The organism is Paenibacillus sp. RC21 (genome assembly GCF_044907935.1).
Lineage (GTDB): Bacteria > Bacillota > Bacilli > Paenibacillales > Paenibacillaceae > Paenibacillus > Paenibacillus terrae_A.
In genome coordinates, this window is record NZ_JBIYCS010000003.1 from 181,523 (window position 1) to 205,589 (window position 24,067).

The following is a 24,067-nucleotide window of genomic DNA, read 5'->3' on the forward strand; positions in this document are numbered from 1 at the left end:
AGAGCGCTGGGAATCGAATGATGCAAAATGCTGTAAGAACATGTCTGGTCTTCCAGTCATCCAAAAACGATATGGAGGGATCGTATGAACATGCAAAGAAGACGCACGAAAATATGGCTGATCGCACTGGCGGCTTTTCTCATCATTGCTTTGACCCCAGCCATTCCGGGTCAACAGGCATATGCCGAGGCGGAATCGGATGCAAAAGTAATCGACATCTTTAGCCGGACGGTGAACGATATCGGTATAGATCTGGTCGATTGGCAAGGCTATCTTGCGAACCCGTATGTGAAACTAAAAGTAAAGCCACCTGCGGACGCCGCTTTTCCAGTGACGGTTACGCTGAATGCGCAGGGCACATCCCGGCTGATGATGGATTTGCCAAGTACGTTGTCGGCGCAAGGCGCGAGCAAAACCTTGACCTTTGACAACGCGCAGGAGGAAAAAGAATTCCGACTAGCCATTCATCCCGACCGGATCGGAGGAAACGGCGAAATAGAACATTACACATTGTCTATGTCCGTTGCCGGGAATGATGGGCAGACGACCATGCAATCTATTCCGATTCGGGTGTTGGATCAGGACGATAATGAAGATCCGAAAGTACCCATTCATTTTGACTACCGCTTCGATACGATTATGCCCTATTTCAATGACGCTTCTACCAGAAAGGCCGCAGAGCTGGCGGTGAAGGACTGGTTCTATTTCTTTGATCTGGATTCCTTCGACGAGGTTCCTGCCAATGCAGAGGTAAACCATCTGCCGGGAGACGATTGGCAAAATGAGATACAGGTGACGAATGATAAGCCCTATAAGGGCATGTGGGTGTTTATGAGAGGTTTGAATGGACCTTATTCTACAGGCTTTCCGGCCGATAACGGCAATTATCATACACGCAACGGGGTGACCGTGCCGGGGAACTTAAACCGTTCCTACAGTTTGATTTTGGATTTCTATGATGATGCAATTCCATTCACATCGGTGGACGATGAGGAATGGTATCAATCCGATCTGTCCAAGGTGACAGATGTACACGGACTGATCATGCATGAATTCGGTCATGCGATTGTGTTCAGCGACACGTTCCCGGGCGTCAAGGCGCTGAAGGAGGCCGCAGGCAACGACCCGGATATTATGGCCTATCAACATAGAGCGGCCGCGTTGGACGATAGCTATCATCTCTCCGGGGATATTGCAGAGGTCGATAGACTGAGCGGACAAAATGGTGGCTGGCGTCATATGTTCCCGACCCGGCGCTGGATGAACACGAAGCTTTCGTTGCTGGTAGCGGAAAAAGCAGGCTGGCCGCTGCGTAAGGATCTGACTCCTTTCCTTGCGCCGGAAATCGTTACGAAGGAACTGCCTGAACCCGTCAAAGGAAAGGCCTACATCGCCAAGCTGGAGGCCAAGGGGGGTGTACCGTTTTACGATTGGACTGTGACAGGCGGCGAACTGCCCGCAGGTTTGAAGCTGGATCGCTTCACAGGAACGATCAGCGGCACAGCAGACAGCGGAGCAGAGAACAAGACGTATACGTTCACTGTACAGCTACGGGATTATGACGAGCTGAGCAAGCCTGTGACCCAAAGCTTTAAGCTCAAGCTGTAACTGAAAATAATCCATTCGGGGGCAAAGTCGGCTTGATTAGATGCGTATGATTATGATGTACTCGGGCTGGAGTGGTCGGAGGGAGGGGAAACGAATGAAACACGATGCGGCAGATCTGGTCGTTGTAGGTGGCGGGATCATCGGAGCAGCGACCGCTTATTATGCAGCAAAATCCGGTTTGAAGGTCGTGCTGGCTGAGCAGGGGGAGATTGCTGGGGGCACTTCGTCCCGTTGTGATGGGAATATTTTAGCGATTGACAAGGAGCCGGGATTTGACAGTCGAATGTCGTTGGTATCGCAGGAGCTGGTGGCTGAGCTGGCCAGAGAACTGGAGGATGAGTTCGAGTACCGTGCGCCGGGCAGTATTTTGGTCTGTGAAAATGATCAGGAGATGCAGGCGGCAGAGCAGTGGGTGGCCCGTCAGCAGCAGGAGGGACTTCCGTTTCGCATGCTGGATCAGCAGGATCTGCAGGAGGAATGGCCGCATTTGGCTAAAGATTTGCCGGGCGGGCTGGAATGTGCGACAGATTCAACCGTGAATCCGGTGCTGATGACGTATGCACTGGCCGGGGCCGCACGTCGGATGGGAGCCAGATTACTGCCGCGTACGCCGATACATTCCGTCCTCAAGGACGAAGGGGGGAACGTCCGGGGTGTGGAGACGCCCCATGGCGTTATCCATGCTGGAGCGGTGGTGCTGGCGGCAGGCGTATGGACACGCAGCATCGGTCAATCACTCGGTCTTCATCTTCCGATTAAGCCGCGCAAAGGACATATTCTGGTGTCTGCCCGGATGCCCTCGATCGGGAACCGCAAGGTGATGGAGTTCGGGTATCTGATGAGCAAGTTTGGCGGGCAACGGAGTGTGGATGAGGTGTATGAAAAATACGGTGTAGCACTGGTATTCGAGCCGACAGCATCACAAAATATCCTGATCGGCAGCAGCCGCCAGTTTGTTGGCATGGATACAGGTGTGGATCAGCAGGTGATCCGGTTAATCGCCCACAGAGCAATTCGCTTTTTTCCAGACTTGGCGAACGTGCCGCTGATGAGGGTGTATACCGGATTGCGTCCATGGACGCCTGATCACTTGCCGATTGTATCGGCGGTGGACGAAATACCGGGGCTGTTTATCGCCTCGGGCCACGAAGGAGACGGTATTAGCCTCGCAGCGGTTACGGGGAAGCTGGTGACCGAAATGGTGCGCGGCGAATCGACTTGCATTCCGGTGGAACCACTGCGGTATGACCGATTTGGGGAGGCTTTTATCAGCAGTCAGGTTCACGGGGAGGTAACCGGATGAGCATACCAGGCAAAATCACTACGATTGATACCCACACGGGAGGCAATCCGACGCGAACGGTCATTCACGGCGCGCCCAAGCTGGTGGGACATACGATGCTGGAAAAGATGACGTATATGGCAGAGCATCATGATGATTTTCGTCGTCTGCTGATGTTCGAGCCGCGTGGACATGAGGTCATGTCGGGCTGCATTTTAACAGAACCCTGTCATCCGGATGCCGATATCGGTGTGGTCTTCGTGGAGACAGGCGGCTACTTGCCGATGTGCGGCCACGATACGATTGGCGTATGCACGGCGCTGATGGAAGGCGGATTGATTGCTGCGGACAAAAAATCGATTTTGCTGGATACCCCGGCAGGCCCGGTTCAAGTGCTGTTGGATGTAGATGAGGGAAAAGTACAACAGGTGACATTCACGAACATTCCTTCTTTTGTTTACCGTCGGGAGGTAGAGGTGGATGTAGACGGCATCGGTCAAGTAACGTTGGATATTGCGTATGGAGGTAACTTTTATGGCATTATCGAGGCGGCTTCCATCGGTCTTGCGCTGGAGCAGAGCAATGGGGCAGAGATTGTACGGACGGCGGTGCGGATTCGGGAGGCAGTGAATGCTGTGATTGAGGTGGTGCATCCTGAAAATCCAGTCATCCAGGGACTGACGCATATTGAATTTTACGGGGAACCAGTGGCTTCGCAGGCCGATTGCCGTAATGTGGTCGTCATTCCACCTGGGGGCATCGACCGTTCGCCTTGTGGCACAGGAACCTCGGCCAAGGTAGCGGTGCTGCATGCCAAGGGAAAGCTGGGTTTGCATGAGGCGTTTGTGCATGAAAGCATCACTGGCTCCATGTTCCGGGCTGAAATTGTGTGTGAGACACAGGTAGGCCCTTATCCGGCAGTGGTTCCGCAAATTACCGGATCGGCTTGGGTGACGGGACATCATCAATTTGTGCTGGATCCCGAGGACCCGCTTAGAGAAGGATTTTTGCTTATGTGAGTATTTTGCATCAATCCAAAGAGCGGCTTTTCATCAGCAGTACATAGATCGGAATGATTCTATCCGTCTATATATTGTACCCGCGAGCGACTGGAATCGAATGATACAAAATGCTGAATATCAAAATAAAGATGGGAAAGGGTTGGTGAGCATATGGCACGTTTTGAAGGTGTATATGTGGCGTTGGTTACACCGTTCACGGCAGAGCTGGAGGTCGATTACAAACGTCTGACCGAGCTGTGCGAGCATCTGATTGCGAACGGCATTAGTGGACTGGTTCCTACGGGATCACTGGGAGAATATGCAGCTTTGTCCGCGGAGGAACGGTCACAGGTTGTGCATACGGTAATTGACGCTGCGGCGGGGCGAGTCCCGGTCGTTGTCGGCTCGGCGGCTCCATCCACCAGGCAGGCGGTGCATTGGGTACAGCATGCAAAGGATGCCGGAGCAGCTGGTGTCATGGCGCTGCCGCCCATTAATTACAATCCGCTGCCTCATGAGGTAACGGCCCACTATGAAGCATTGTCGGAGGTAGGCTTGCCCATCATCGCATACAATAATCCCCATGATTACAAGGTCGATATGACCCCGGATATCCTTGCGGACTTGTCACGCATTGAAAATATCGTAGCGGTTAAGGAATTCTCAGGTGATGTACGACGTATTCACGCTATTTTGGACCAGACCGAGCTGGAGGTCATGGTCGGAGTGGATAATCTGGCTATGGAGGGGGCGTTATTCGGCGCGACAGGCTGGATTTCGGGGGTACCTAATGCGTTGCCCAAGGAAGGGGTAGAGTTGTTCCAGCTTGCACAGGCAGGAAATATGGCGGAAGCTTCCGCTTTGTATCGCAGGCTGCTACCGTTGTTCCGCTATGATGCCAGCCCGCAACTCGTACAGTCCATTAAATACATGATGGAGCTGGCTGGTTTTCCGGTCGGCCCAACACGTCCACCCAGACTTGCGCTGCCGCAGGCGGATTATGACCGCATTCGCGAAGCTTTTGAGGTGGCGGTTCGTCCGAGCGGGGTTTCATCCTGAATGGAGGTGAAGACGATGGAGAGCCGAAATTGGATCGGCGGTGAGTGGCTGAGTCCTTCAGGCGAAGAAATGGTCGTTCGCAATCCTTCCGTGCTGAAAGAGGAGGTGGGTGTCGTCCATTTTTCAGATACAGGCGATATTACACAGGCTGGGGAGGCTGCACGGCTTGCACAGACGGGATGGTCGGCATTAAGTCCGGCAGCGCGGGGAGCTTATTTATTCAAAGCAGCCGGGTTGCTGGAAGCGAGTCTGCCCGAATTGGCTGAGCTGGCCAGCCGTGAAATGGGAAAGCCGATTACCGAGATGCGCGGAGAGGTCATGCGAGGCGTCCATCTGCTCCGATACTATGCGGCAGAGGGCGTACGTTCCATCGGTACGGTTATCCCTTCGAATGAGCCGGGAGTGCTCCAGTACACGAAGCGCATTCCGCTGGGCGTAACGGCTGTCATTACGCCGTGGAATTTTCCGGTTGCCATTCCGCTCTGGAAAATCGCTCCTGCACTCTTGTGTGGAAACACGGTCATCTGGAAGCCTGCCGAACATGCGTCATTAACTGCGGTACGGGTGGCAGAACTGTTCGAAGCTGTACAGCTTCCACCTGGTGTACTGAACCTTGTCGTCGGGCAGGGCAGCCGCATAGGTGATGTCCTGCTGGAGCATCCGGCATTGGATGCAGTCAGCTTCACGGGTTCTACTGCTACAGGTTTGGGTATTGCCGAGCGATGCGCGCGTCGTAACATCAAGTACCAGACCGAGATGGGCGGTAAAAATGCCGCTATTGTGCTAAAGGATGCAGATATAGCGAAGGCGGTGGCGATGATTGCCAGCGGAGCTTTCCGATCAGCCGGGCAAAAATGTACGGCAACCAGCCGGGTGATCGTGGAACGGTCTGTCTATGAAACGTTTACGGAAGCATTGCGCCAAGCGGTGGAAAAAATTCAGATAGCCCCGGCGTTGGACCCCGGCGCGTATCTCGGACCTGTGGCATCCGCAGGTCAGTACGAGAAGGTCATGTCCTATGTCGCGCTGGCCCATCGGGAAGCAGATATTTTAGCTGAGGGCGGAGCCGCCGCCGGGACAGATAACGGGTATTATGTGCGTCCGCTGGTGGCGACCGGGATGAATTCATCACATCCGCTGATTCAGGAGGAGATTTTCGGACCCGTGATCGGTGTCGTGCAGGCGGACGACTTCGATGATGCGATTCGGCTGTGCAATGATTCCATTTACGGGTTGAGCGCCTCGCTATTCACCCACGATTTGCGGCTCGCCCATCGGTTTCTGGATGAAGCGGACGCCGGAATGGTACGGGTTAATCAGGAAACGGCTGGTGTCGAATATCAGGCCCCGTTCGGCGGTTTGAAGCGATCCAGCTCACATACCCGGGAACAGGGGCAGGCGGCGCTGGATTTTTATTCAGCCATTAAAACCTGCGCGATCAGCTATGAATAAGCGGGCGGCGGGGCAGAGCGAGACGGTTGGGGCGTCAGGTCATTTGCTCGTATGTCGCTGCGAAGAAGTGAGTATGGCGCAGTTGGAGCAGGCCTGCCGCATGGGAGTGGATACGGTGCGCCAGCTTAAAATGGCTACGCGAGTCACGATGGGGGCGTGTCAGGGCAGGGTATGCCGACAATTGGTGGAGTCGTGGTTTTACAGTCAGTATCCCGCTGCCCGCCGGGAGGCGGAGCTGTTATCACAAAGACCCCCGGTGCGTCCCGTAACGTTCGGTCAGTTGGCAGAGGGAGGTTCCCTATGAATCGTGCGCGTATTGTGAATCATCCTATTCTGGGGACGAAGCCGGAGCGGCGACAGGTGCCTTTCGTTTTCGACGGCCGCCCCATGCAGGGCTTGGCCGGAGAGCCACTCGCGGCTGCGCTGCTGGCAAGCGGTGTGCGTTTGCTGAGAAGGCATGAGGAATCCGGCACAGCCAGAGGTATATATTGCGCCATTGGGCACTGTAACGAATGCCGCCTGACGGTTCATCCGCTCGGTACCGTCCGTTCCTGTCTGACCAAGCTGGAGGAAGGTATGGTGGTGGAAACCGGGCGTCAGCTTTCCAATGAAATCACAGGGAGAATTGTGACATGAATAAAATGGCGTATCTCATCGTCATTGGCGCGGGACCCGCCGGATTGTCCGCAGCGGCATCGGCCGCTGAGCAAGGGTTGCCCGTCACTGTGCTGGATGAATTTACGGAGCCGGGTGGACGTATGCCCGGACAGTATCATGAGGAAGGCAGCAAAGGCTGGTGGGTCGGAAAACACGTATCGGATGAGCTGATTACCCGTTGCGTGGAGCTTGGGGTGGACATCCGCTGCGGCGTATCTGTGCATGGCATGGAGTATACCAAAACGTGGGAAATTTCCACCTCCCGTGGATTGTTCACTGCCGATTATGTATTGCTGGCGACCGGGGCTGCCGAAATTCCCGTTCCGCTAGACGGCTGGACGCTGCCGGGCGTAATGTCCATCGGGGCCGCGCAGGTGATGACCAACGTTCATTACGTCAAGCCGGGAGAACGTGGCATCATTGTAGGCATGAACGTACTGTCCATGGCAATTGCCCGAGAGCTGTCCGTCGCCGGGGTGAAGGTGGCGGCGATTACACTGCCGTGCGCCAATCCGCTGGCTGGTACGGCGGCAGATCCGACAGCCTCCGCCAAGCTGCTGCTACAGCTGTCGGGGTTGGCTCCCGCCGCCTGGATGCGTGCAGGCGGCAGGCTGGCAGCAGCGATGCGGATGGAGGGTCTCATCGCGCGCTGCTATCCCCACAGAGGTTTCCGTCTGTGGGATATCCCGATCCGTTTGCGGACGGCAGTGCTGTCCGTCAACGGGCAGGACCGGGTCGAATCTGTGACCCTGGTCCACGTTAAACCGGACGGCTCGCCTATTCCCGGCAGCGAGCGCGTCGAACCCGCCGACTTCGTGGCGCTGAGCGGCGGATTGTATCCGCTCGCCGAGCTGGCGGCAGTAGCCGGGTGCAAATTCGTGTACAGCCCCGAGCTGGGCGGGCATGTTCCACTGCATGGTGAGCGAATGGAAACCTCGCTCAAGGGGCTGTATGTTGCCGGAAATATTACCGGCATCGAAAGCGGGCTGGTCGCCATGGCCCAAGGGCGATTAGCCGCCGCCTCCATGATTCAAGCCGCTGGCCTCAGCGGAGCCGACGGGGAACAGCGGGTACAGGAGGCGATCCGTGAGGTTCATTTTACAAGGAAAAACGCGCTGATCCAGTTTCATCCCGGCATTACAGAGGCGAGAACGCAGCTGTACCAGCAGTGGGGGCAAACCACTGGCAGCGGCGTGTAATGGCTGGTTGTACTGGATATGCGCTTTCTTTTTACATCCTAAATTCGCCTTAAAGGAGGAACGGAAGATGACACTCCAAGCAAAAGCCCATATGAAAGCAAGACCGTTCGCACTGAACGAGGTGGTGTTGGCTGAAGGTCCCTTCAAGCAGGCGATGGAGCTGAACCGATCCTATCTGTTGGAGCTTCAACCCGACCGTCTGCTGGCGCGTTTTCGGGAATATGCCGGACTTGCGCCCAAAGCGCCTCAATATGAAGGCTGGGAAGCCATGTCTATTTCCGGTCATACACTGGGACACTATTTGTCCGCTTGCTCCATGATGTATGCTTCGACGGGCGACGACCGTTTTAAAGAAATTGTACATTACATTACGGATGAGCTGGACGTTTGTCAAGAAGCGCATGGTGACGGGTATGTTTCCGGCATTCCGGGGGGAAAAGAACTTTTTGAAGAGGTGTCTGCCGGAAATATTCGTTCGAAGGGCTTTGACCTGAATGGTGCCTGGGCTCCCCTGTATACATTGCACAAGTTGTTCGCCGGTCTGCGTGATGCGTACCATTTAACAGGCTGTGACAAGGCATTGGCAGTAGAGTGCAAGCTGGCGGACTGGCTCGGGGGTATTTTGAAGCCGATGAGTGATGAACAGATGCAGCAGATGATGTTTTGTGAATATGGAGGCATGAATGAAGTATTAGCAGATTTGTACGCGGATACTGGAGAAGAGAGCTACTTGCGGCTGGCTGAGTGCTTCTGGCACAAGCTGGTGCTGGACCCGCTTAGCTCACAGGAGGATTGTTTACAGGGGATTCACGCCAACACGCAAATTCCGAAGCTGATCGGGCTTGCCAAGGAATATGAGCTGACGAATGATACGAAGCGCCGGGCGACGGTGGAGTTTTTTTGGGATCGGGTGGTGGATCATCATTCGTATGTGATTGGCGGCAATAGCTTTGGAGAATATTTTGGAGCGCCGGGTGGTTTAAATGATCGCATCGGGCCGCATACGACGGAGACGTGCAACACCTATAATATGCTCAAGCTGACCAACCATCTGTTTCAGTGGAATGTATCCGCTAAGGAGGCAGATTTTTATGAGCGGGGTTTGTTTAATCATATTTTGGCCTCTCAGGACCCGGTTCAGGGGGGTGTAACGTATTTTCTGTCGCTGGCGATGGGTGGACACAAGCATTTTGAAAGCAAGTTTGATGATTTTACATGCTGCGTTGGGACAGGGATGGAAAACCATGCGAGCTACGGCAGCGGCATTTATTTTCACGATCACGATAAGCTGTATGTCAATCAGTTCATTGCTTCCACGCTGGAATGGAAAGACACAGGCGTTACGTTAAAACAAAGCACGTCCTATCCTTATACCGATCATACGACGCTGGAAATTCAATGTGATCAACCTGCCAAATTTATGCTGCTCGTCCGCTATCCTTATTGGGCTGAAAAAGGGATCACCATCCGTGTAAATGGCAAGGAGCAAGCGGTCGTATCGGAACCGGGCAGCTTCGTCTCTATCGCCAGAACGTGGATTGACGGCGATGTTGTAGAGGTGACGATTCCGATGTCGCTGAGACTGGAGCAGATGCCGGATAACCCTGACCGGGCGGCTGTTATGTATGGACCGCTGGTATTGGCAGGGGACCTCGGTCCCATAGATGATCCCAAGGCCAAGGATTTCCTGTACACACCGGTATTCATTCCCAAAACGGATGAGCTGGATGCCTGGATACAACCCGTGGAGGGCAAAACGAACACATTTCGCACTTTGGATGCAGGCCACCCCCGGGATGTGGAATTGTCTCCTTTGTATAAAATACATGACCGCACCTATTCCGTATATTGGGACATCTTTACACCGGAAGCGTGGCAGGAGGCAGAAAAGGAATACACAGCGGCACGTGAAAAGCTGGCTGTTCTAGAGCAGTGCACGATTGACTTCGCCCAACCCGGAGAAATGCAGCCGGAGCGGGATCATAACTTTCAGGGAGATGCTTCGACTCGCACCGGATATGTAAACAACCGACCTTACCGAAATGCGGGCATTGACGGCTGGTTTTCTTTTGATCTGAATACAGATCCGGCTGCTCTGATGCTGTTGGTCATCACCTATACAGCTACGCTGGAAATGCCAAACTGCGGTTTTGATATTTTGATTAACAGTCATCCGCTTGAGCATTTTAGTGAAGGCTTTGATGAGGCCGACAAGTTTTACAACGTAAATGCCGCCATTCCGGCAGCATATCTGGAGGGCAAGGATAAAGCGACAGTAACCTTCAAAGCCAAGCCGGGACAGCGTATTCGCAGATTGTTTGGCCTGAGAATGGTTAATAAAGATGTGTATGAGCAGCTATATCAAGCAGGTAGTTCAGGTGTGCATGAATGATATTTGAGATGTTTTGTGAGAAAAAGTAACGTTTGATTTTTAGTCGATTATGATTTATGATGAAAGAAATATTGGATGATGCTGGAACAATCATTATGATTTGAACTGATATATTCATCGTTTTTTGCGCGTGAAGCACACGGGCTGTTTCTTCCTTACAGGGGAGAGGCAGCCCTTTTTTGTTGAGATTTTTGGGAAATGTAACTACTTGAAGGAGTTAGTCTTCTGATATTAGGGGAATAAAACTTTGGTCAATGTAGTCTGGCTTTTTTAGAAGGCTTTATATTAGAAGTTTTTCTTATAGATTTTGTGATAGGGAAACCATATAATATATAAGTTGTATCCAGTATTTTCCGAAAGTGGGGATGCGATAAATTCGTGGTCTTTGGGCTGATATACATAGTTCATAGTTTAAGCAGACAAAGGGGATAGAGAGATGAGTATGAAAAAATGGGTGTTGAGTTTGACCACAGTCACGTTGCTTTGGGGAGCAACAAGTACAATTCCAACGACGGAAGCAGCAAGCAGTTCCAAACCGATTGAAGTCTTATTGAATGCGAAAAAAATACAGTTCCCGGATGCTAAGCCTTTTCAGGATGAGAACGATTATGTGATGGTTCCGATTCGTTTTGTATCCGAAGCGCTGGGGGCTAAGGTAGGCTGGGAGAAAAATGGTGGCCAGTTGGCTGTGTCGATTAAGAATGACGCACATGCGGTCAACATGACGGTTGGACAGAACACGGCTACCGTGGATGGACAGACTAAAACATATGAGACGAAGATTATTTTGAAGCAGAACCGTACTTTTGTACCATTACGGCTAGTAAGTGAAGGCTTGGGGCAAACGGTGGAATGGGATAAGGTCAGCCGCTGGGTGTGGATTGGGAAGAAGGAGATTGCCGCGCTGGAGGATACGGGGCATCAGGCGGTGAGCATTGAGCCTTACAAGAAGGCGATTAACTCGATACCGAACCTCATCGATGATGTTGCAGGTAAGCCGTACGACAAAGTAGTGATCTTCAAGCAATCTGATTTGCCTATTAAGCTACTGAACGATATTTATTCTGTTGAACCTTACACGGCTCCTAGCGGCGTACCATATCTACAAATAAGGGTAAAAACGAAGTCTACAGCAGGCAGCATTTTTTTCATTACCAAATACAATGATACCCGTCTTCGCGCTCCTTTTAGAGCAATGACAAAAGACAATGAGGATGGTACAAAGATGATCTATTACCCAATTTATTCGTCTGGAGACGAACTCTTTCAAAGCATAAAAAATTACAAATCTTTTAAACTCCAAGACATTGAATATATTGCATTCGGATTAGCGTCAAGGGAGTATATTCCGATGATGGTCAACCCATGGAAAGGTAATTAAGCGTATGAAGAAGGTACAACGCATTCTGGCCGTATTGCTGGTGGGGGTACTGCTACTGTTGCAGCTCCCACCTTTTTCATTTCCTATGGACAAGGCGACAGCTGACACGGAAATTACGCCGCTGTCTTATTATGCAGATAAGAATGACCGCTACTTTGTCGGCATGATGTACTTCGACATGTGGAAGAATACTGCGGGGAAATGGGTTACAGACGGCGGCAAGGAACCTTATAAGAACATGCAGGGTGAAGCTACATTCACCTATAAATTTAGTTTTCCGGGTCGTAAAATCAAGGCAGTGACAGCAAGCCTGTATACGAAAAATGACAATGAGAATCACCCGGAATATTTTAGAGAATCTCGTTCTGATAACTACGAACAATATGCCTACTCGATGAGTAAAGGCACAGATTATGACAAAGATGTTCGTACTTTCCAGAAAAAAGGGATTGGTACGGATACCACGATTATTCCGATTACAGTAAACATAAGGTTGAATCCAGAAGTACGAGCTGAAAACATCAAGGAAGAGTCATGCCCCACCTGCGCAAAAGAAGTTGAAGCCTGGCGTATCTACCAGCCCATCCTCTTCAAGATCGAACTGGACAGTGGACTCATCGTCAAGCATTTTACTACTGATGGAAAATCTCTTAACAACGTATTTACACCAATCGAAGATGAGCTAAAACCGGATCAACCGTATGACTTCACCCCGCCAACCGATCCTAAATATGAGTATGTGGGATACAAAAAGAGTACCACGGGTAATCCGCCCATCGGAGACATTTTGCCGGGAAATGTACCCGGATTTACCTATAACGGCTCTTTCAAGCAGTTTACAGCTTACTTATATTATAAGGAGATAGAGACGATAGAGCAGCCCCCAACAGGAGTCACCTGCACTCGACCTACGCCTAGCGGCAGCCAGTCGGACAAATACCTTGACCCGATGGTGTCTGCTGTGATCAAAGCCGATCAGCGAGGCGCGTCACGCTTCGACGTGTCGAAGGGCATTCCAACCTCCGAAAGCCTGTACGGAAACGTGCTGGCCCGTAATTATCTGTTCCAGAATACCTTTCAGCAGCTCAAGGGCGAATGTACCTACAACGTGAAGCTGAAGCGCACTTATGATCTGGAATGGGAAGATATCAACGACACCAGGCATATGAAGGTCGTGGAGTATTACAAATACGAAATTGTAAAACCGTACTCTTACTGGACGATCGGCAACCTCGAAGTGTACGGCATCAAGAACGCGCAGCTCCGCAACTATGCTCTGCCGGGAGGAAGCATTACGATTCCACCGCGTAACTATACGCCGCCAGCGCTGGAATCTGCGACCAATGGGAAATACTATCCGGCCCCTTCGCCGGGGATTATCGACGGCGGTTCACTTTATATTTATGGCGGCAAGAGTATGCCGAAGGTGCCCAATGAACAAAGGTCACTGGAGCCTGTGGCCCAGAAGGCTACACCAGACGTAGAGGTGGAGAACGATACCGTGAAATTCAACGGTCAAACGATCATGGACCACCAGCGTGTCAAGGAAAAGGGCCCTACTCCTGGCAAAATCCCTGAACCCGTAAAAATCGGGCCGGATACCCTGTACAGCCCGGGCCATGTGATTGAAAAGCACAAGACAAATAAGCCCAATACGCCTAGTAGCGGTGATATCACCTATACCATTCTCAAAGGAAATATCAATGGCGGTGCAGATAAGATTTTGCCGATCCAAGGGATCAATACCGTGACCGTCCATACGCCCGTGGTGAATCTTTCAAGTGTGTCAGACGATACGGCCCACAACCAGAAAACCCAACCGACGAAAGGTCGATCGGCGCTCATTCTGGAACGTCCTTTCCGCGTGACGATTTCAACGGCGGGCCCGCATCTGAATATTCCCGGCTATGGTGATCGGGAGTATGCCAAATATGTGCGAACCAAGCAGGTGCGATTTCCGTTCGATGTGTACGACAAGGGGAAAACTCAGTTCTATCCGCGTGGAACCTGGATCGACATTCCGGTAAGGCAACTGGACACAGACTTCTATTTGCCCGTATGGGTGGATGAAGGGAATTATGCCGTCGAGTTTCGAACTATTGCGGAAAACGCACCGGACGGGTTCACCGAACAGCGCCATGCGAATACGGACCTTGCCCATCATGTTGCGAATGATGGGGTAGAGATCGAGGTCATCGGACGGATGTATGATTTTCATATCACGGATATTGCCGACTACCATTGGGAGCGGGTTTTCCGACAGCACAAAGGAAGCCCGGTGCATAGTGGTCTGTCCTATTGGACGGGACTAGGGAACATCGACGGACTGCCAAGGGGGAATCAGGAGCCGTTTACCTTGCCTGTCCGCCCTGGCAGTCATCCGCATGAAGGCTACCAAAATGTGGCGATCAAGACAGGCTACCACTTCAAGTTTGACCTCAAAACGAAAGGGAATATGTTCAGCGCCAAGGATGGTATCCGCATCACGCCATCATTCTATTGGGTGAGCAAAGATGGTCGTCAGCGAGAAGAGGTGGAGCTGTATACACATGCGGGAAGCCGCAAGTTCATCCGCTTGGGATCGGCGGAGGATCGGGAGAAGCGATATGTCATTTTGAATGAGCGGCTGCGCAATGTACCGACGGAGGAAATGCAGGATACAGCAGCCTACCAATACAAGCATGAGCTGAGTGAAGCACAGCGGAGCCAGTCGACGCTGGAACGCTATGTTTCCCTCTATGCCCAGCGTATCACGCGCAGCAAGACATGGATCGGCCGCTATGATTGGCTGGTGCTGCCTGCGGCGGTCCGTACCTTGATCGGTCCGAAGATGGACCTGCCGGATGGGGTCGATGTTGACCGTGCCAATGCGTCGATTCAGCGCTGGTACGGCGAATACAGCCTGCCTGCTGATGTGTACGCAGTCCCTAAAGGGGCGGATTTACGTGAAGAAGGCCGTCACAGAGAGCTAAACGAACATGCGAGCATATTCAAGAAAACGGGCTATATCGTGGTTCGATTCAACTTGGAGTCGCTCCGTCAGGGGGATACCGAGCATCCACATTTGCAGTATATTAACGGCCCGTTGCTGAACCAGTGGCAAATGGAAGGCTACCGAAGAGAAGTAAAAGACCCGTACGGGCAACCCTTTCATTTGCAGGATGGGGATGTGGTGTTTTATCATGCGGATCAATCGAGCCGGGATGATTTCAGCTCCTTCGTTCCACATTAGAACTGGGGAATACAGTTGATTGGTTCTTTGCGAAAAACGGACAATGGAAATCATTCCACTGTCCGTTTTTTACATCCTTTTTTGAGCTTGCACGATGATTTTCGCGCTTGCTTCATCTGTAATGAGCATATTGATGAATCGACCTCTTAAAGCAGCCAGGATGCAATCAATTTTGTGCAGGCCAAAGGCCATACCCACGACGGTTTTTGTCTTTTTCAATTGATCCAGTCCCAACCCGATGACTTTATTATTAATTGGATGCTCATTGACCTTACCATCCCGGTTAATGAACCGGGAATTGATATCGGCGACAATGTGCATCGCTTTCAATTCGGTGAGTACCTGCTCATTTAAATAACCGGATCTTTCCATGGTGGACATGGAGAACGGATTGCCGATGCCAACCAGCGCCAGATCAATTTGTTCTCCTTCCTTCAAAACCTCAGCAATATTGGGAAGTTGAATGATTTGGTTCTTTAATTCTTCCGTTTCTACGACGGCGGGTGCATACAGTGTGTCGCATGTGACCCCGAGCTTTTTAGATAGCTCATAAGCGATCTGATTGGAATGCATCTCATTCCGATGATTGCCTGTTCCGCCAACCAGAGGAATGATTTTGACGTTCTCTTTTTTCTCTATTGGAAACTCTCTGACCATATGATATAACGTATTTCCCCAAGAAACCCCGATGCGATCGCCATTCTTGATCAACTTGAGAACAAATTGGGCTGCGGCCTTCCCGACAGCACTTGAAAGCATCTCTTTATTCAAATCTTTAGTAGGTACGACCAACACTTGCTTTAGCTTAAATAGCTGCTCGATTTCCTTCTCCAATGTGGAGATTTCATGATCGTCATCATGAATGACGATTTCAATAATTCCCTCTTCGCGTGCCCGATGCAGCATCTTGGAAATCATGGGTCTTGATACGCCGATCTTCTCTGCAATTTTTTCCTGCGTCCATGATTCGTAATAGTACATTTTGCAAACCTTCACCAACATTTTGCGTTCTTCTATGTTCACATATAGTCCGCCTTTATCGTAATAATGCCGCACACACCCACTATAAATTGGAATCTGGCAGAGAGTCAAGCGACGTGAAAATACCTTATTTTTGCTTTACTTAGATTTGACATTTGCTTAACACTGCCCAAATAGAGGCTGATTACAATTGTAACTGTTCGTAACATTTGTAACCAAGGATCGGCAACCCCCTAAATAAACATTGCGGAAAGCTGAAACAAGAACTGGGTCGAGGTGCACACATGAATGTGAAAATACTAGGCTACTGGGGGGGATATCCCACGGCTGGTGGGGCAACGGCAGGTTATCTGGTAACCACGGCAGAAGGGCAAATTTTGCTCGATTGCGGTAGCGGAGTGATGAGCCGTTTTTCTTTTGAGACGAGAGTGGAGGAATTATCGGGGGTTATTTTGTCTCATTTGCACCATGATCACATGGCGGATATGGGGATTCTCCAATATGCAGCGACAGGGGCAATCCGAAATGGACGTATGCCTCACCGGTTGGCTTTGTATGCCCCGGCTGAACCTGCTGACAAGCTGAGTTCCTTGTATGAAACGCATACGGATATCCATGTTATTGATCCGGAAAAGAAGTTGTATATGGCTGGGGCGGAAATAGAGTTTGTACCTGTAGAGCATACGATACCTTGCTATGCGGTCAAGATCACATACCGTGGCAAAGTACTCGTATATTCCGGTGACACATCTTATTGTGATGCTTTAATCCAGCTGGCGAAGGATGCTGACATCTTTTTATGTGAGGCCACCATCTGTAAAGGCAGTGTACACACTACGGGGGCGGGCCACATGGATGCGATTCAGGCTGGAATGATTGCCGGGCAGGCCAATGTCAAAAAACTCGTCCTGGTGCATCTGCCGGGTGACGGTAACCTGGAGCTGATGCGACAGGAAGCGAGCCAAGCCTTTGGTGGCCCTGTCGATTTACCTGAACCCTCCCGTCTGTATTGGGTCTAATTGTGAAAATGGAGGAACGGCTACATGTATAAACTTCTCGCCCTTGACATGGACGGAACCTTGCTCAATCCAGACAAGATGATTACGACGGAAACAAGGCATTCCATACAAGCACTCATGCAGGCTGGTGTAAAAGTAACTATCGCATCCGGACGATTTCCGGCATCCGTATGGCTGCATGCAAGAGCAGCAGGGATGAATTTCCCGCTGATTGCCCTGAACGGCGCGGTTACGCTGGACGCTGAAACCGGAAATATTTTTGCTGGAAGTCCTTTGCATAGAGCAGATGCATTCCAACTGGTGCAGGCTGTACATGGGGCCGGGGCGTACGTACATTTTTACGGCTACAATAAACTTTTTGTTCAGGAGCTTAACGATATGAATACCCGCTGGCCTCTCGCCAACGTGGTAGTTCAGCCGGATAAAGCTTTAACTAAGGAAAATTACAAGGATCAAACTGCACTAATTCGGGTAGAGCCGATTGAAAAGAGCATGCAATATTTCATTGAATCCACAGACGAGCCTTTGTACAAGGCTGCTGTCATATGTGATGACAGGGATGTGCTGAAACGGCTATATGTTGAATTGCATAGTTGGGGTGTATTCCAGCTGACACGAACCGGCAGTCGTCGATTTGATGTGAATGCAGCGGGAATCAGCAAGCGAGTTGCACTGGAACAGCTGTGCAGGGAGCAGGACATTGTTCCTTCCGAGGTGGCAGCAGCAGGTGATTATGATAATGATATCGAGATGCTGCGTTGGGCAGGACTTGGTATCGCTATGGGCAACGCTAACGAGCAGGTGAAGGCGATTGCCAGGGTTGTGACAGGCAGCAACAGCGAAGATGGAGTGGCTGAGGCGATTCACCGTTACTTGCTCAACAGATCATAATTATAAGTTCATCACGACATTAACGATCAGATTTTATACACAAAGGGAGCGATCATCTGTGATTAATATTAAAAAAAGCTTGGTATGGCCCGCTTTGGCGGCACTGCTCGTATTTAGTGGATGCTCGGCACAGGGACAACAGACGTCTACAGAGGGCAGCGGTGAGAGCACAGCAACGTCGACGGGGATTTCAGGCAGTCTTTCCTTCTACACCTCACAGCCGGAAGAGGATGCAACCAAGCTGACAGCAGCATTCAATCAGAAGTATCCAGATGTTAAAGTGAACATTTTCCGTTCTGGAACAGAGGAGGTCACAGCCAAAATTCAGGCTGAACGCCAAGCGGGTCAGACTCAGGCAGATATATTGCTGCTCGCTGATGCTGTAACCTTTGAAAGTCTCAAAAAGGAGAACCTTTTGCAAGCCTACAAATCACCTGAACTGGCGAACATTCCTACAGAGCTTGCAGACCCTGATGGTATGTATACCGGGACCAAAGTCTTGGCAACTGTGCTGGCAAGCAATACCCAAAAGGTAACCGCAGCTCCAACCTCTTGGAAGATACTTACATCTTCAGATAGCAAGAATGCAAGCATTATGCCAAGTCCGCTCTATTCAGGTGCGGCAGCGTATAATGTGGGCGTATTTAGCCGTACGGAAGGCTTTGGCTGGGATTTTCTCCAGAGTATGAAGGATAACGGTATGTCTGTAATCAAAGGAAACGGGGCTGTCATGAAGGCGGTAGCCAGCGGCGAGAAATCCTACGGAATGGTCGTGGATTATCTGGTTGCACGGGAAAAGGCCAAGGGCTCACCTGTGGAGCTGAGCTATCCGGAAGAGGGTGTGCCAATCATCACAGAGCCGATTGCAATTATGAAAGATGCGCACAATACGGCGGCAGCTCAGGCTTTTGTGGACTTTGTGTTGTCGGAGGATGGGCAGAAGCTGGCTGCGGAAATTGGCTATGCGCCTATTCGTAAAGGTGTTGCGGCTCCAGCAGGCTTGAAGGGGATATCGGACTTGAAGGTGCTCTCGTCTGATCTTGTGAAGCTGACAGACGAGCGTGAAGCAGACAAGCAGCAATTTATTAAAGTGTTTGGCCAATAACGCATGGGACGAATTAAGATGGAAAATACAAAACCGTATGAGCAGTCTCAACTGAAATACGGACAAGGGCGACAACCTTTGTCCGTGCTCTCCCGGTTAGTTTGGAAAAAAGGAATGATCACAGGGCTTGGTGCTATAGCGGTATTCCTATTTTTTGTACTTCCGATTCTGAAGCTGATCTTGCTCAGTTTTCAGGGAGAACAGGGTTTGTCGCTTGCGAACTATTCAGGATTGCTGAAACAGGAACGCTTCTGGAACACAGTACGTAGCACAGTAATGATCGTGGCGGGTTCTACTGTATTGTCGCTCGCGCTCGGGGCCATGTCCGCCTGGCTGATCGCTTATACGGATATTCCTCGCAAGAGGCTACTCCATTTGGCAATTTTAATGTGCTTTATTTTACCATCCTACGTACTCACCTTATCATGGTCTTCCTTTATGGGTACGCAAGGCTGGGTAGCCAAGCTATTACAGTGGTTTGATCCTGGATTAACGCCCTGGAGCATGTACAGTATGGGCGGTATTATCTTTGTCATGGGGATTCATCATTTTCCATTAGTGTATATGTTCACGCTGGATGTATTCAGAAAAATTCCCCGCGATCTGGAATGGGCAGCAAGAACGGGGGGAGCTAGTAAAATAGAAACGTTTCGCCGAATTACACTCCCATTGTCTCTGCCTGGATTGACGGCTGGGGGGTTACTGGTATTTCTGGCTTCTATGGACAATTTCGGCATCCCGGCTTTCTTGGGAACACCCGTAAACATATCGGTACTTAGTACATTGATCTACGAGGAGATTATCGGGTTCGGTCCATCGGCCTTTGCGCGTGGAGCTTCACTGTCTGTGTTACTGGGACTCGCGGCGGTGCTGGGGAGCCTGTTGCAATGGCTGCTGCTCCGTAAAAGCCACGCTTCGGAAACCATCCAGCCGGATCATACACCTCGATATACGCTGGGTAAATCCAGCAAGGGGGTATCTGTATTAGTATGGGCTTTTCTGCTGCTGGTTACGGTAGTGCCTCTGTCTTCCATGCTGTCGATGTCTTTGAAAAAAGCCTACGGACTCGGTCTGACAGCGTCCAATATGACGTTAGGCAATTATCGCTACATTTTGTTTGAAAATCCGAGAGTTTGGCAAGCGATTCAGAATAGCCTGACGCTATCACTGATTACGATGCTGGTCTGTCTGCTGATTGGTTCCTGCTTCGCTTATATGCGTGTGCGCAAGCCTTCACGCCTGAATAAGATAGCTGAGCTTGCCACTGCCGTTCCATATACGTTGCCAGGCATTGTTTTTGCTTTATCCATGATACTGGTCTGGATGGAACCCGTTCCTGGTTGGAATCCAGGAATTTATGGAACCATGGGTATTCTGTTCATAGCCTATATATGCCGCTTTATGATTTTACAGATTCGCTCCGGTATTACAGCTTTTATGCAGGTGGATGCTTCTATGGAGGAGGCAGCACGCATATCGGGAGCCGGCTTCTGGCGCAAGTGGACGGCGGTTCTTCTTCCGCTGGTGCTGCCGGGGATTTTGACCGGAGGGCTACTGGTATTTCTGACGGCATTGACGGAGCTGACTGTGTCAGCATTACTTTATTCATCCGGTTCACAGACGATAGGAGTCACCATATTCAGTTTTGAGCAGGCCGGGGAGACCCTTTATTCTACTGCATTGTCTAGTCTGATCGTCGTTCTCATCGCGGCCGGGGGAGCCATTGTGCTGCTTGTTCAGAAATGGGCGACACGTAAGGGAGTGCGATCATGAGTATTGAAATAAAACAAATCAGCAAATCCTTTGCCAGCGCTCAGGCGCTTCATGTGATTGATTTAACCATTGAGGATGGCGAGTTTGTGGCGATTTTGGGACCATCCGGGTGCGGGAAAACAACACTTCTGCGTATCCTTGCCGGATTCGAGCAGCCTAGCTCCGGGCACATCAGCATTAATGGTAATATCGTAGCCGGAAATGGTATTCAGTTACCGCCGGAAAAAAGGCGTATCGGCATGGTTTTCCAGTCCTTCGCCTTGTGGCCACATATGAATGTGGCAGAGCATGTTCGTTTTCCAATCCGTACGCACAAAGAAACGCCTGCGCATATTAAGCAACATGAGCAGGAGCGGGTAGAGCAGGTGCTGGAGCTTGCGGGTCTTTCGCATTTGGCCTCCCGTATGCCGCATGAGCTGTCGGGCGGTCAGAAACAGCGGGTGGCGATTGCGCGTGCGATTGCCTCCGAGCCATCGCTGTTGCTGATGGATGAGCCGTTGAGCAGCCTGGATGCTATGCTTCGTATGGATATGCGACGTGAAATACAGGATGTTCACCGCAGAACTGGCTCTGCAATTGTTTATGTAACACATGATCAGGGAGAGGCATTGGCTATGGCGGACCGCATTGTTGTGATGAAGGAAGGACGTATTGAACAAGTAGGTACTCCACAGGATATTTATTTGCGCCCGCAGACCGAATTTGTCGCCAAGTTTGTGTCCAAAGCCAACCTTGTCGAAGGCCAGTGGATCAATAACCGTTTTATACCGGAAGGCAGCGTGAATACAGCATGGTCGGGATTGCCGATTAGCACGTATTTTAAAACACATGGACTGTATCCTGTGCGGCCTGATCAGTTCTCTCTTGCAAGAGAGGGTGAACAGGGAATCCCGGCGGAAATTGCCAATGTACAGTTTCAGGGTAAAGAATTTCATTATAATATTCGTAGCGGTACGCGACATTGGGAGGTCATATCGCCCTTGTCCTTTCAGTTAAATGAGAAGGTATCCTTGAGTCTTGCCTCTGGTGCAGAGCTGGAGGAATGATTTTTCAAACCTGAGCATTTTGCATGAAGCATTAGGAATCGAATTATGCAAAATGCTAGCCTAAAAAAGCTTACTCGATGAGAGATTCCTTCTATCCATCGGTGAGCTTTTTTCAATATATTTATCTGTAAAATACGATACATTCATAGCGAGCACATACGTCATATTGGTAAACTACGAGCGTGAATAGGCAAACTTTTTGCGGAACAGGGAAGGGGAAATGCCCTCTCTTCTGGAAAAACAGGACGAAAATGCGATGCATGATGAAAACCGATTTCTTCTGAAATGCGGGCAATGGACCATGGGGTTTGCAGCAAAAATTCCATCGGGGTCATACCATATACCTTGAGCATGCTTTTAGTATGTTTTTGAAGTAGATGTGTCTCACTGTCTAGACATTCGTCCATATTCGCACATTCTCTCCAACTGTCGTAGGTCTGAAAATGAATCCAAAAAATTTCCGTATGTACCGGGCAAGAGGCTGCACCATAATGATCGGCATCCGGCCTGAGAGTGGGAGCATCGCCTGCGGTCAGTGTCCATTCCTTGTCGTTTTCATCGATAGACAGATTTCCCTCAACGACGACGATCAGATCAAACGCCCCGATATTACTTCGACTAATATGAGATTCACCAACAGGATAAGTGGCACGACCGCAGTCAACAAAATAAGGGATCGGCGGAGTCACAAAGTGTAATACATGTGAGATCACGCACAGCACCTCCAATTTGGATTGGAAATCCTGTCTTTCATATATAACAAATCTCCTTATTAATAAATTTTTTTACACAAATTGTTTTAATGATGTTAGTTCTATCGTTTAACCGGGTCTTTGCCCAAGCCCTTCGTGCGGTATAATAGACCGATACGTCTGTGGGCTTTTTTCCTGCGGAGAATTTGGGAACGGATGAACAAGGGAACAATATAACGAAAGGAGTGACGATGATGGATGAAAAGGATTGCCTGATGTTGTGCTACATTGCAGAAGAACATAGTCTGAAACGTGCCGCCGAGCGTTTGTATATTACACAACCCGCCTTGACCTACCGTCTGAACCAATTGGAAAAGGAGTTCGGGGTGCCGATTATCGTACGCGGGAACAGAGGAACGAAGCTGACCATGGAAGGGGAAAGATTGGCTGAGTATGCCAAACGAAATTTGAGAGAATTGACCGAATTAAAAGAAGCCGTTATTCACCTGAGAGGCGAGGTAAAAGGGACACTCCGGTTAGGGATTTCAAGCTACTACGGGCATTATCGGCTTCCGCCGATCTTAAAGAGCTTCAAGGATATTTATCCTGATGTGCAATTTTCCGTTACCTGCGGACTCAGCGCAGAAATTTATGAAATGCTTCGCGGAGATGAAATTCATCTGGGTGTCATTCGCAATGATTACCCTTGGTCTGAGGGAAAGCATCTTCTTCATGAGGAGCATATTTGCGTGATCTCCAAAGAAGCTGTAGAGCTTGGGCAATTGCCGGAGCTTCCGCTGATTCGTTATAAGGACCCGGGCAAACCGCAGCTTTCCGGCCACATGTATTCCTCGTTTAACGAATCGGTGCAGGCGTGGTGGAGTGAAATGTTGGGCAGGCCGCCACGGGTTTCCATGGAGGTGGACAGCTACGAAACCTGCAAGGAAATGGTCCGACACGGACTGGGATATTCCATCGTACCCGAAATATTTGTCTCTCCAAAGGATGAATTATATGCATTTAACTTAGTTCGTAAGAACGGGGAGCCTGTCCTGCGTCGAACATGGATGTTGTATAAAAATAAATCTAGCCACCTTATGGCAGTGGAGAGATTTATAGAATGGATGCTCCAGTCTTGACGTGATGAGGGCAGCGAATATACGTAATTTTTGGTTAAAAATGGCGTATTTCAAGAGATGTCATGTCATATATAAAATAATTTTAAGGATAAACCCAAAAAATATTAAATTTACTTCACTGGCATTCGCTTATACAATGTTGAATATTGATTGTATAT

The 24,067-nt window shown here is 50.3% G+C and carries 19 protein-coding genes; 17 read left to right on the forward strand and 2 right to left on the reverse strand.

The genetic code is table 11. From position 1 onward, the window contains the following. Positions 1–84: 84 nt before the first annotated feature. The 11 genes from ABIA61_RS10590 to ABIA61_RS10640 all read left to right on the forward strand — a co-directional run bounded on the left by ABIA61_RS10590 (position 85) and on the right by ABIA61_RS10640 (position 15,263). Entirely contained in the window at positions 85–1,608 is a 1,524-nt protein-coding gene (locus tag ABIA61_RS10590; protein ID WP_404520437.1) for an Ig domain-containing protein, read from the forward strand. A gap of 94 nt (positions 1,609–1,702) precedes the next feature. Next, the gene (locus ABIA61_RS10595; RefSeq protein WP_404520436.1) at positions 1,703–2,911 is read left to right on the forward strand and encodes an NAD(P)/FAD-dependent oxidoreductase; all 1,209 of its coding nucleotides are present in this window, start codon (positions 1,703–1,705) and stop codon (positions 2,909–2,911) included. Continuing rightward, complete coding sequence (locus tag ABIA61_RS10600) at positions 2,908–3,909, forward strand: proline racemase family protein (protein ID WP_283654809.1); 1,002 nt, start codon at positions 2,908–2,910, stop codon at positions 3,907–3,909. Before ABIA61_RS10595 ends, ABIA61_RS10600 begins: the two co-directional genes overlap by 4 nt. A 153-nt stretch (positions 3,910–4,062) precedes the next feature. Further along, on the forward strand, positions 4,063–4,950 hold the full coding sequence (locus tag ABIA61_RS10605) for a dihydrodipicolinate synthase family protein (protein WP_283654810.1): 888 nt from the start codon (positions 4,063–4,065) through the stop codon (positions 4,948–4,950). A gap of 15 nt (positions 4,951–4,965) precedes the next feature. Then, positions 4,966–6,402 carry an aldehyde dehydrogenase family protein gene (locus tag ABIA61_RS10610; RefSeq protein ID WP_404520435.1) on the forward strand — a complete coding sequence of 479 codons (1,437 nt, stop codon included), beginning with the start codon at positions 4,966–4,968 and terminating at the stop codon, positions 6,400–6,402. After that, positions 6,395–6,706, forward strand: a complete 312-nt coding sequence (locus ABIA61_RS10615; protein WP_404520434.1) for a (2Fe-2S)-binding protein — start codon at positions 6,395–6,397, stop codon at positions 6,704–6,706. The genes ABIA61_RS10610 and ABIA61_RS10615 overlap by 8 nt, the downstream gene beginning before the upstream one ends. Next, complete coding sequence (locus ABIA61_RS10620; protein WP_283654813.1) at positions 6,703–7,038, forward strand: (2Fe-2S)-binding protein; 336 nt, start codon at positions 6,703–6,705, stop codon at positions 7,036–7,038. Before ABIA61_RS10615 ends, ABIA61_RS10620 begins: the two co-directional genes overlap by 4 nt. Next, positions 7,035–8,258, forward strand: coding sequence for an NAD(P)/FAD-dependent oxidoreductase (locus ABIA61_RS10625; protein ID WP_404520433.1), 1,224 nt, complete (start codon positions 7,035–7,037; stop codon positions 8,256–8,258). Before ABIA61_RS10620 ends, ABIA61_RS10625 begins: the two co-directional genes overlap by 4 nt. 67 nt (positions 8,259–8,325) lie before the next feature. Further along, the gene (locus tag ABIA61_RS10630) at positions 8,326–10,650 is read left to right on the forward strand and encodes a glycoside hydrolase family 127 protein (protein ID WP_404520432.1); all 2,325 of its coding nucleotides are present in this window, start codon (positions 8,326–8,328) and stop codon (positions 10,648–10,650) included. Positions 10,651–11,086: 436 nt separating this feature from the next. Next, entirely contained in the window at positions 11,087–12,031 is a 945-nt protein-coding gene (locus tag ABIA61_RS10635) for a copper amine oxidase N-terminal domain-containing protein (RefSeq protein ID WP_404520430.1), read from the forward strand. A gap of 4 nt (positions 12,032–12,035) precedes the next feature. Beyond that, a complete protein-coding gene (locus ABIA61_RS10640; protein ID WP_404580700.1) occupies positions 12,036–15,263 on the forward strand; it encodes a DUF5704 domain-containing protein in 3,228 nt (1,075 codons plus the stop codon). A gap of 69 nt (positions 15,264–15,332) precedes the next feature. Here the strand turns inward: ABIA61_RS10640 and ABIA61_RS10645 are convergent, their stop codons facing one another. Next, on the reverse strand, positions 15,333–16,286 hold the full coding sequence (locus ABIA61_RS10645) for a sugar-binding transcriptional regulator (RefSeq protein WP_283654818.1): 954 nt from the start codon (positions 16,284–16,286) through the stop codon (positions 15,333–15,335). A gap of 242 nt (positions 16,287–16,528) precedes the next feature. Here ABIA61_RS10645 and ABIA61_RS10650 point away from each other — a divergent pair, with 242 nt between their 5' ends. Genes ABIA61_RS10650 through ABIA61_RS10670 form a run of 5 tightly spaced genes read left to right on the forward strand, consistent with a single transcriptional unit; the run spans position 16,529 to position 22,078 of the window. Next, positions 16,529–17,263, forward strand: a complete 735-nt coding sequence (locus ABIA61_RS10650; RefSeq protein ID WP_404580701.1) for an MBL fold metallo-hydrolase — start codon at positions 16,529–16,531, stop codon at positions 17,261–17,263. Between the two features lie 24 nt (positions 17,264–17,287). Further along, a complete protein-coding gene (locus ABIA61_RS10655; protein ID WP_283654820.1) occupies positions 17,288–18,154 on the forward strand; it encodes a Cof-type HAD-IIB family hydrolase in 867 nt (288 codons plus the stop codon). Positions 18,155–18,212: 58 nt separating this feature from the next. Next, positions 18,213–19,259, forward strand: coding sequence for an ABC transporter substrate-binding protein (locus ABIA61_RS10660; RefSeq protein WP_404580702.1), 1,047 nt, complete (start codon positions 18,213–18,215; stop codon positions 19,257–19,259). An 18-nt stretch (positions 19,260–19,277) separates the two neighbouring features. Then, positions 19,278–21,032, forward strand: coding sequence for an ABC transporter permease (locus tag ABIA61_RS10665; protein WP_404580703.1), 1,755 nt, complete (start codon positions 19,278–19,280; stop codon positions 21,030–21,032). Beyond that, positions 21,029–22,078, forward strand: coding sequence for an ABC transporter ATP-binding protein (locus ABIA61_RS10670; protein WP_404580704.1), 1,050 nt, complete (start codon positions 21,029–21,031; stop codon positions 22,076–22,078). The genes ABIA61_RS10665 and ABIA61_RS10670 overlap by 4 nt, the downstream gene beginning before the upstream one ends. A 161-nt stretch (positions 22,079–22,239) precedes the next feature. Here ABIA61_RS10670 and ABIA61_RS10675 read toward each other — a convergent pair whose 3' ends face one another. Then, positions 22,240–22,791 carry an AraC family ligand binding domain-containing protein gene (locus tag ABIA61_RS10675; protein ID WP_404580705.1) on the reverse strand — a complete coding sequence of 184 codons (552 nt, stop codon included), beginning with the start codon at positions 22,789–22,791 and terminating at the stop codon, positions 22,240–22,242. A 185-nt stretch (positions 22,792–22,976) separates the two neighbouring features. On the opposite strand from ABIA61_RS10675, the gene ABIA61_RS10680 reads away from it, so the two are divergent. Beyond that, positions 22,977–23,909 carry a LysR family transcriptional regulator gene (locus ABIA61_RS10680; protein ID WP_404580706.1) on the forward strand — a complete coding sequence of 311 codons (933 nt, stop codon included), beginning with the start codon at positions 22,977–22,979 and terminating at the stop codon, positions 23,907–23,909. The last annotated feature ends 158 nt before the right edge of the window (positions 23,910–24,067 follow it).

Bases quoted from the DNA above. Each gene is read 5' to 3' on its own strand.
- ABIA61_RS10590 (WP_404520437.1), top strand. From the start codon at position 85: ATGAACATGCAAAGAAGACGCACGAAAATATGGCTGATCGCACTGGCG.
- ABIA61_RS10595 (WP_404520436.1), top strand. From the start codon at position 1,703: ATGAAACACGATGCGGCAGATCTGGTCGTTGTAGGTGGCGGGATCATC.
- ABIA61_RS10600 (WP_283654809.1), top strand. From the start codon at position 2,908: ATGAGCATACCAGGCAAAATCACTACGATTGATACCCACACGGGAGGC.
- ABIA61_RS10605 (WP_283654810.1), top strand. From the start codon at position 4,063: ATGGCACGTTTTGAAGGTGTATATGTGGCGTTGGTTACACCGTTCACG.
- ABIA61_RS10610 (WP_404520435.1), top strand. From the start codon at position 4,966: ATGGAGAGCCGAAATTGGATCGGCGGTGAGTGGCTGAGTCCTTCAGGC.
- ABIA61_RS10615 (WP_404520434.1), top strand. From the start codon at position 6,395: ATGAATAAGCGGGCGGCGGGGCAGAGCGAGACGGTTGGGGCGTCAGGT.
- ABIA61_RS10620 (WP_283654813.1), top strand. From the start codon at position 6,703: ATGAATCGTGCGCGTATTGTGAATCATCCTATTCTGGGGACGAAGCCG.
- ABIA61_RS10625 (WP_404520433.1), top strand. From the start codon at position 7,035: ATGAATAAAATGGCGTATCTCATCGTCATTGGCGCGGGACCCGCCGGA.
- ABIA61_RS10630 (WP_404520432.1), top strand. From the start codon at position 8,326: ATGACACTCCAAGCAAAAGCCCATATGAAAGCAAGACCGTTCGCACTG.
- ABIA61_RS10635 (WP_404520430.1), top strand. From the start codon at position 11,087: ATGAGTATGAAAAAATGGGTGTTGAGTTTGACCACAGTCACGTTGCTT.
- ABIA61_RS10640 (WP_404580700.1), top strand. From the start codon at position 12,036: ATGAAGAAGGTACAACGCATTCTGGCCGTATTGCTGGTGGGGGTACTG.
- ABIA61_RS10650 (WP_404580701.1), top strand. From the start codon at position 16,529: ATGAATGTGAAAATACTAGGCTACTGGGGGGGATATCCCACGGCTGGT.
- ABIA61_RS10655 (WP_283654820.1), top strand. From the start codon at position 17,288: ATGTATAAACTTCTCGCCCTTGACATGGACGGAACCTTGCTCAATCCA.
- ABIA61_RS10665 (WP_404580703.1), top strand. From the start codon at position 19,278: ATGGAAAATACAAAACCGTATGAGCAGTCTCAACTGAAATACGGACAA.
- ABIA61_RS10670 (WP_404580704.1), top strand. From the start codon at position 21,029: ATGAGTATTGAAATAAAACAAATCAGCAAATCCTTTGCCAGCGCTCAG.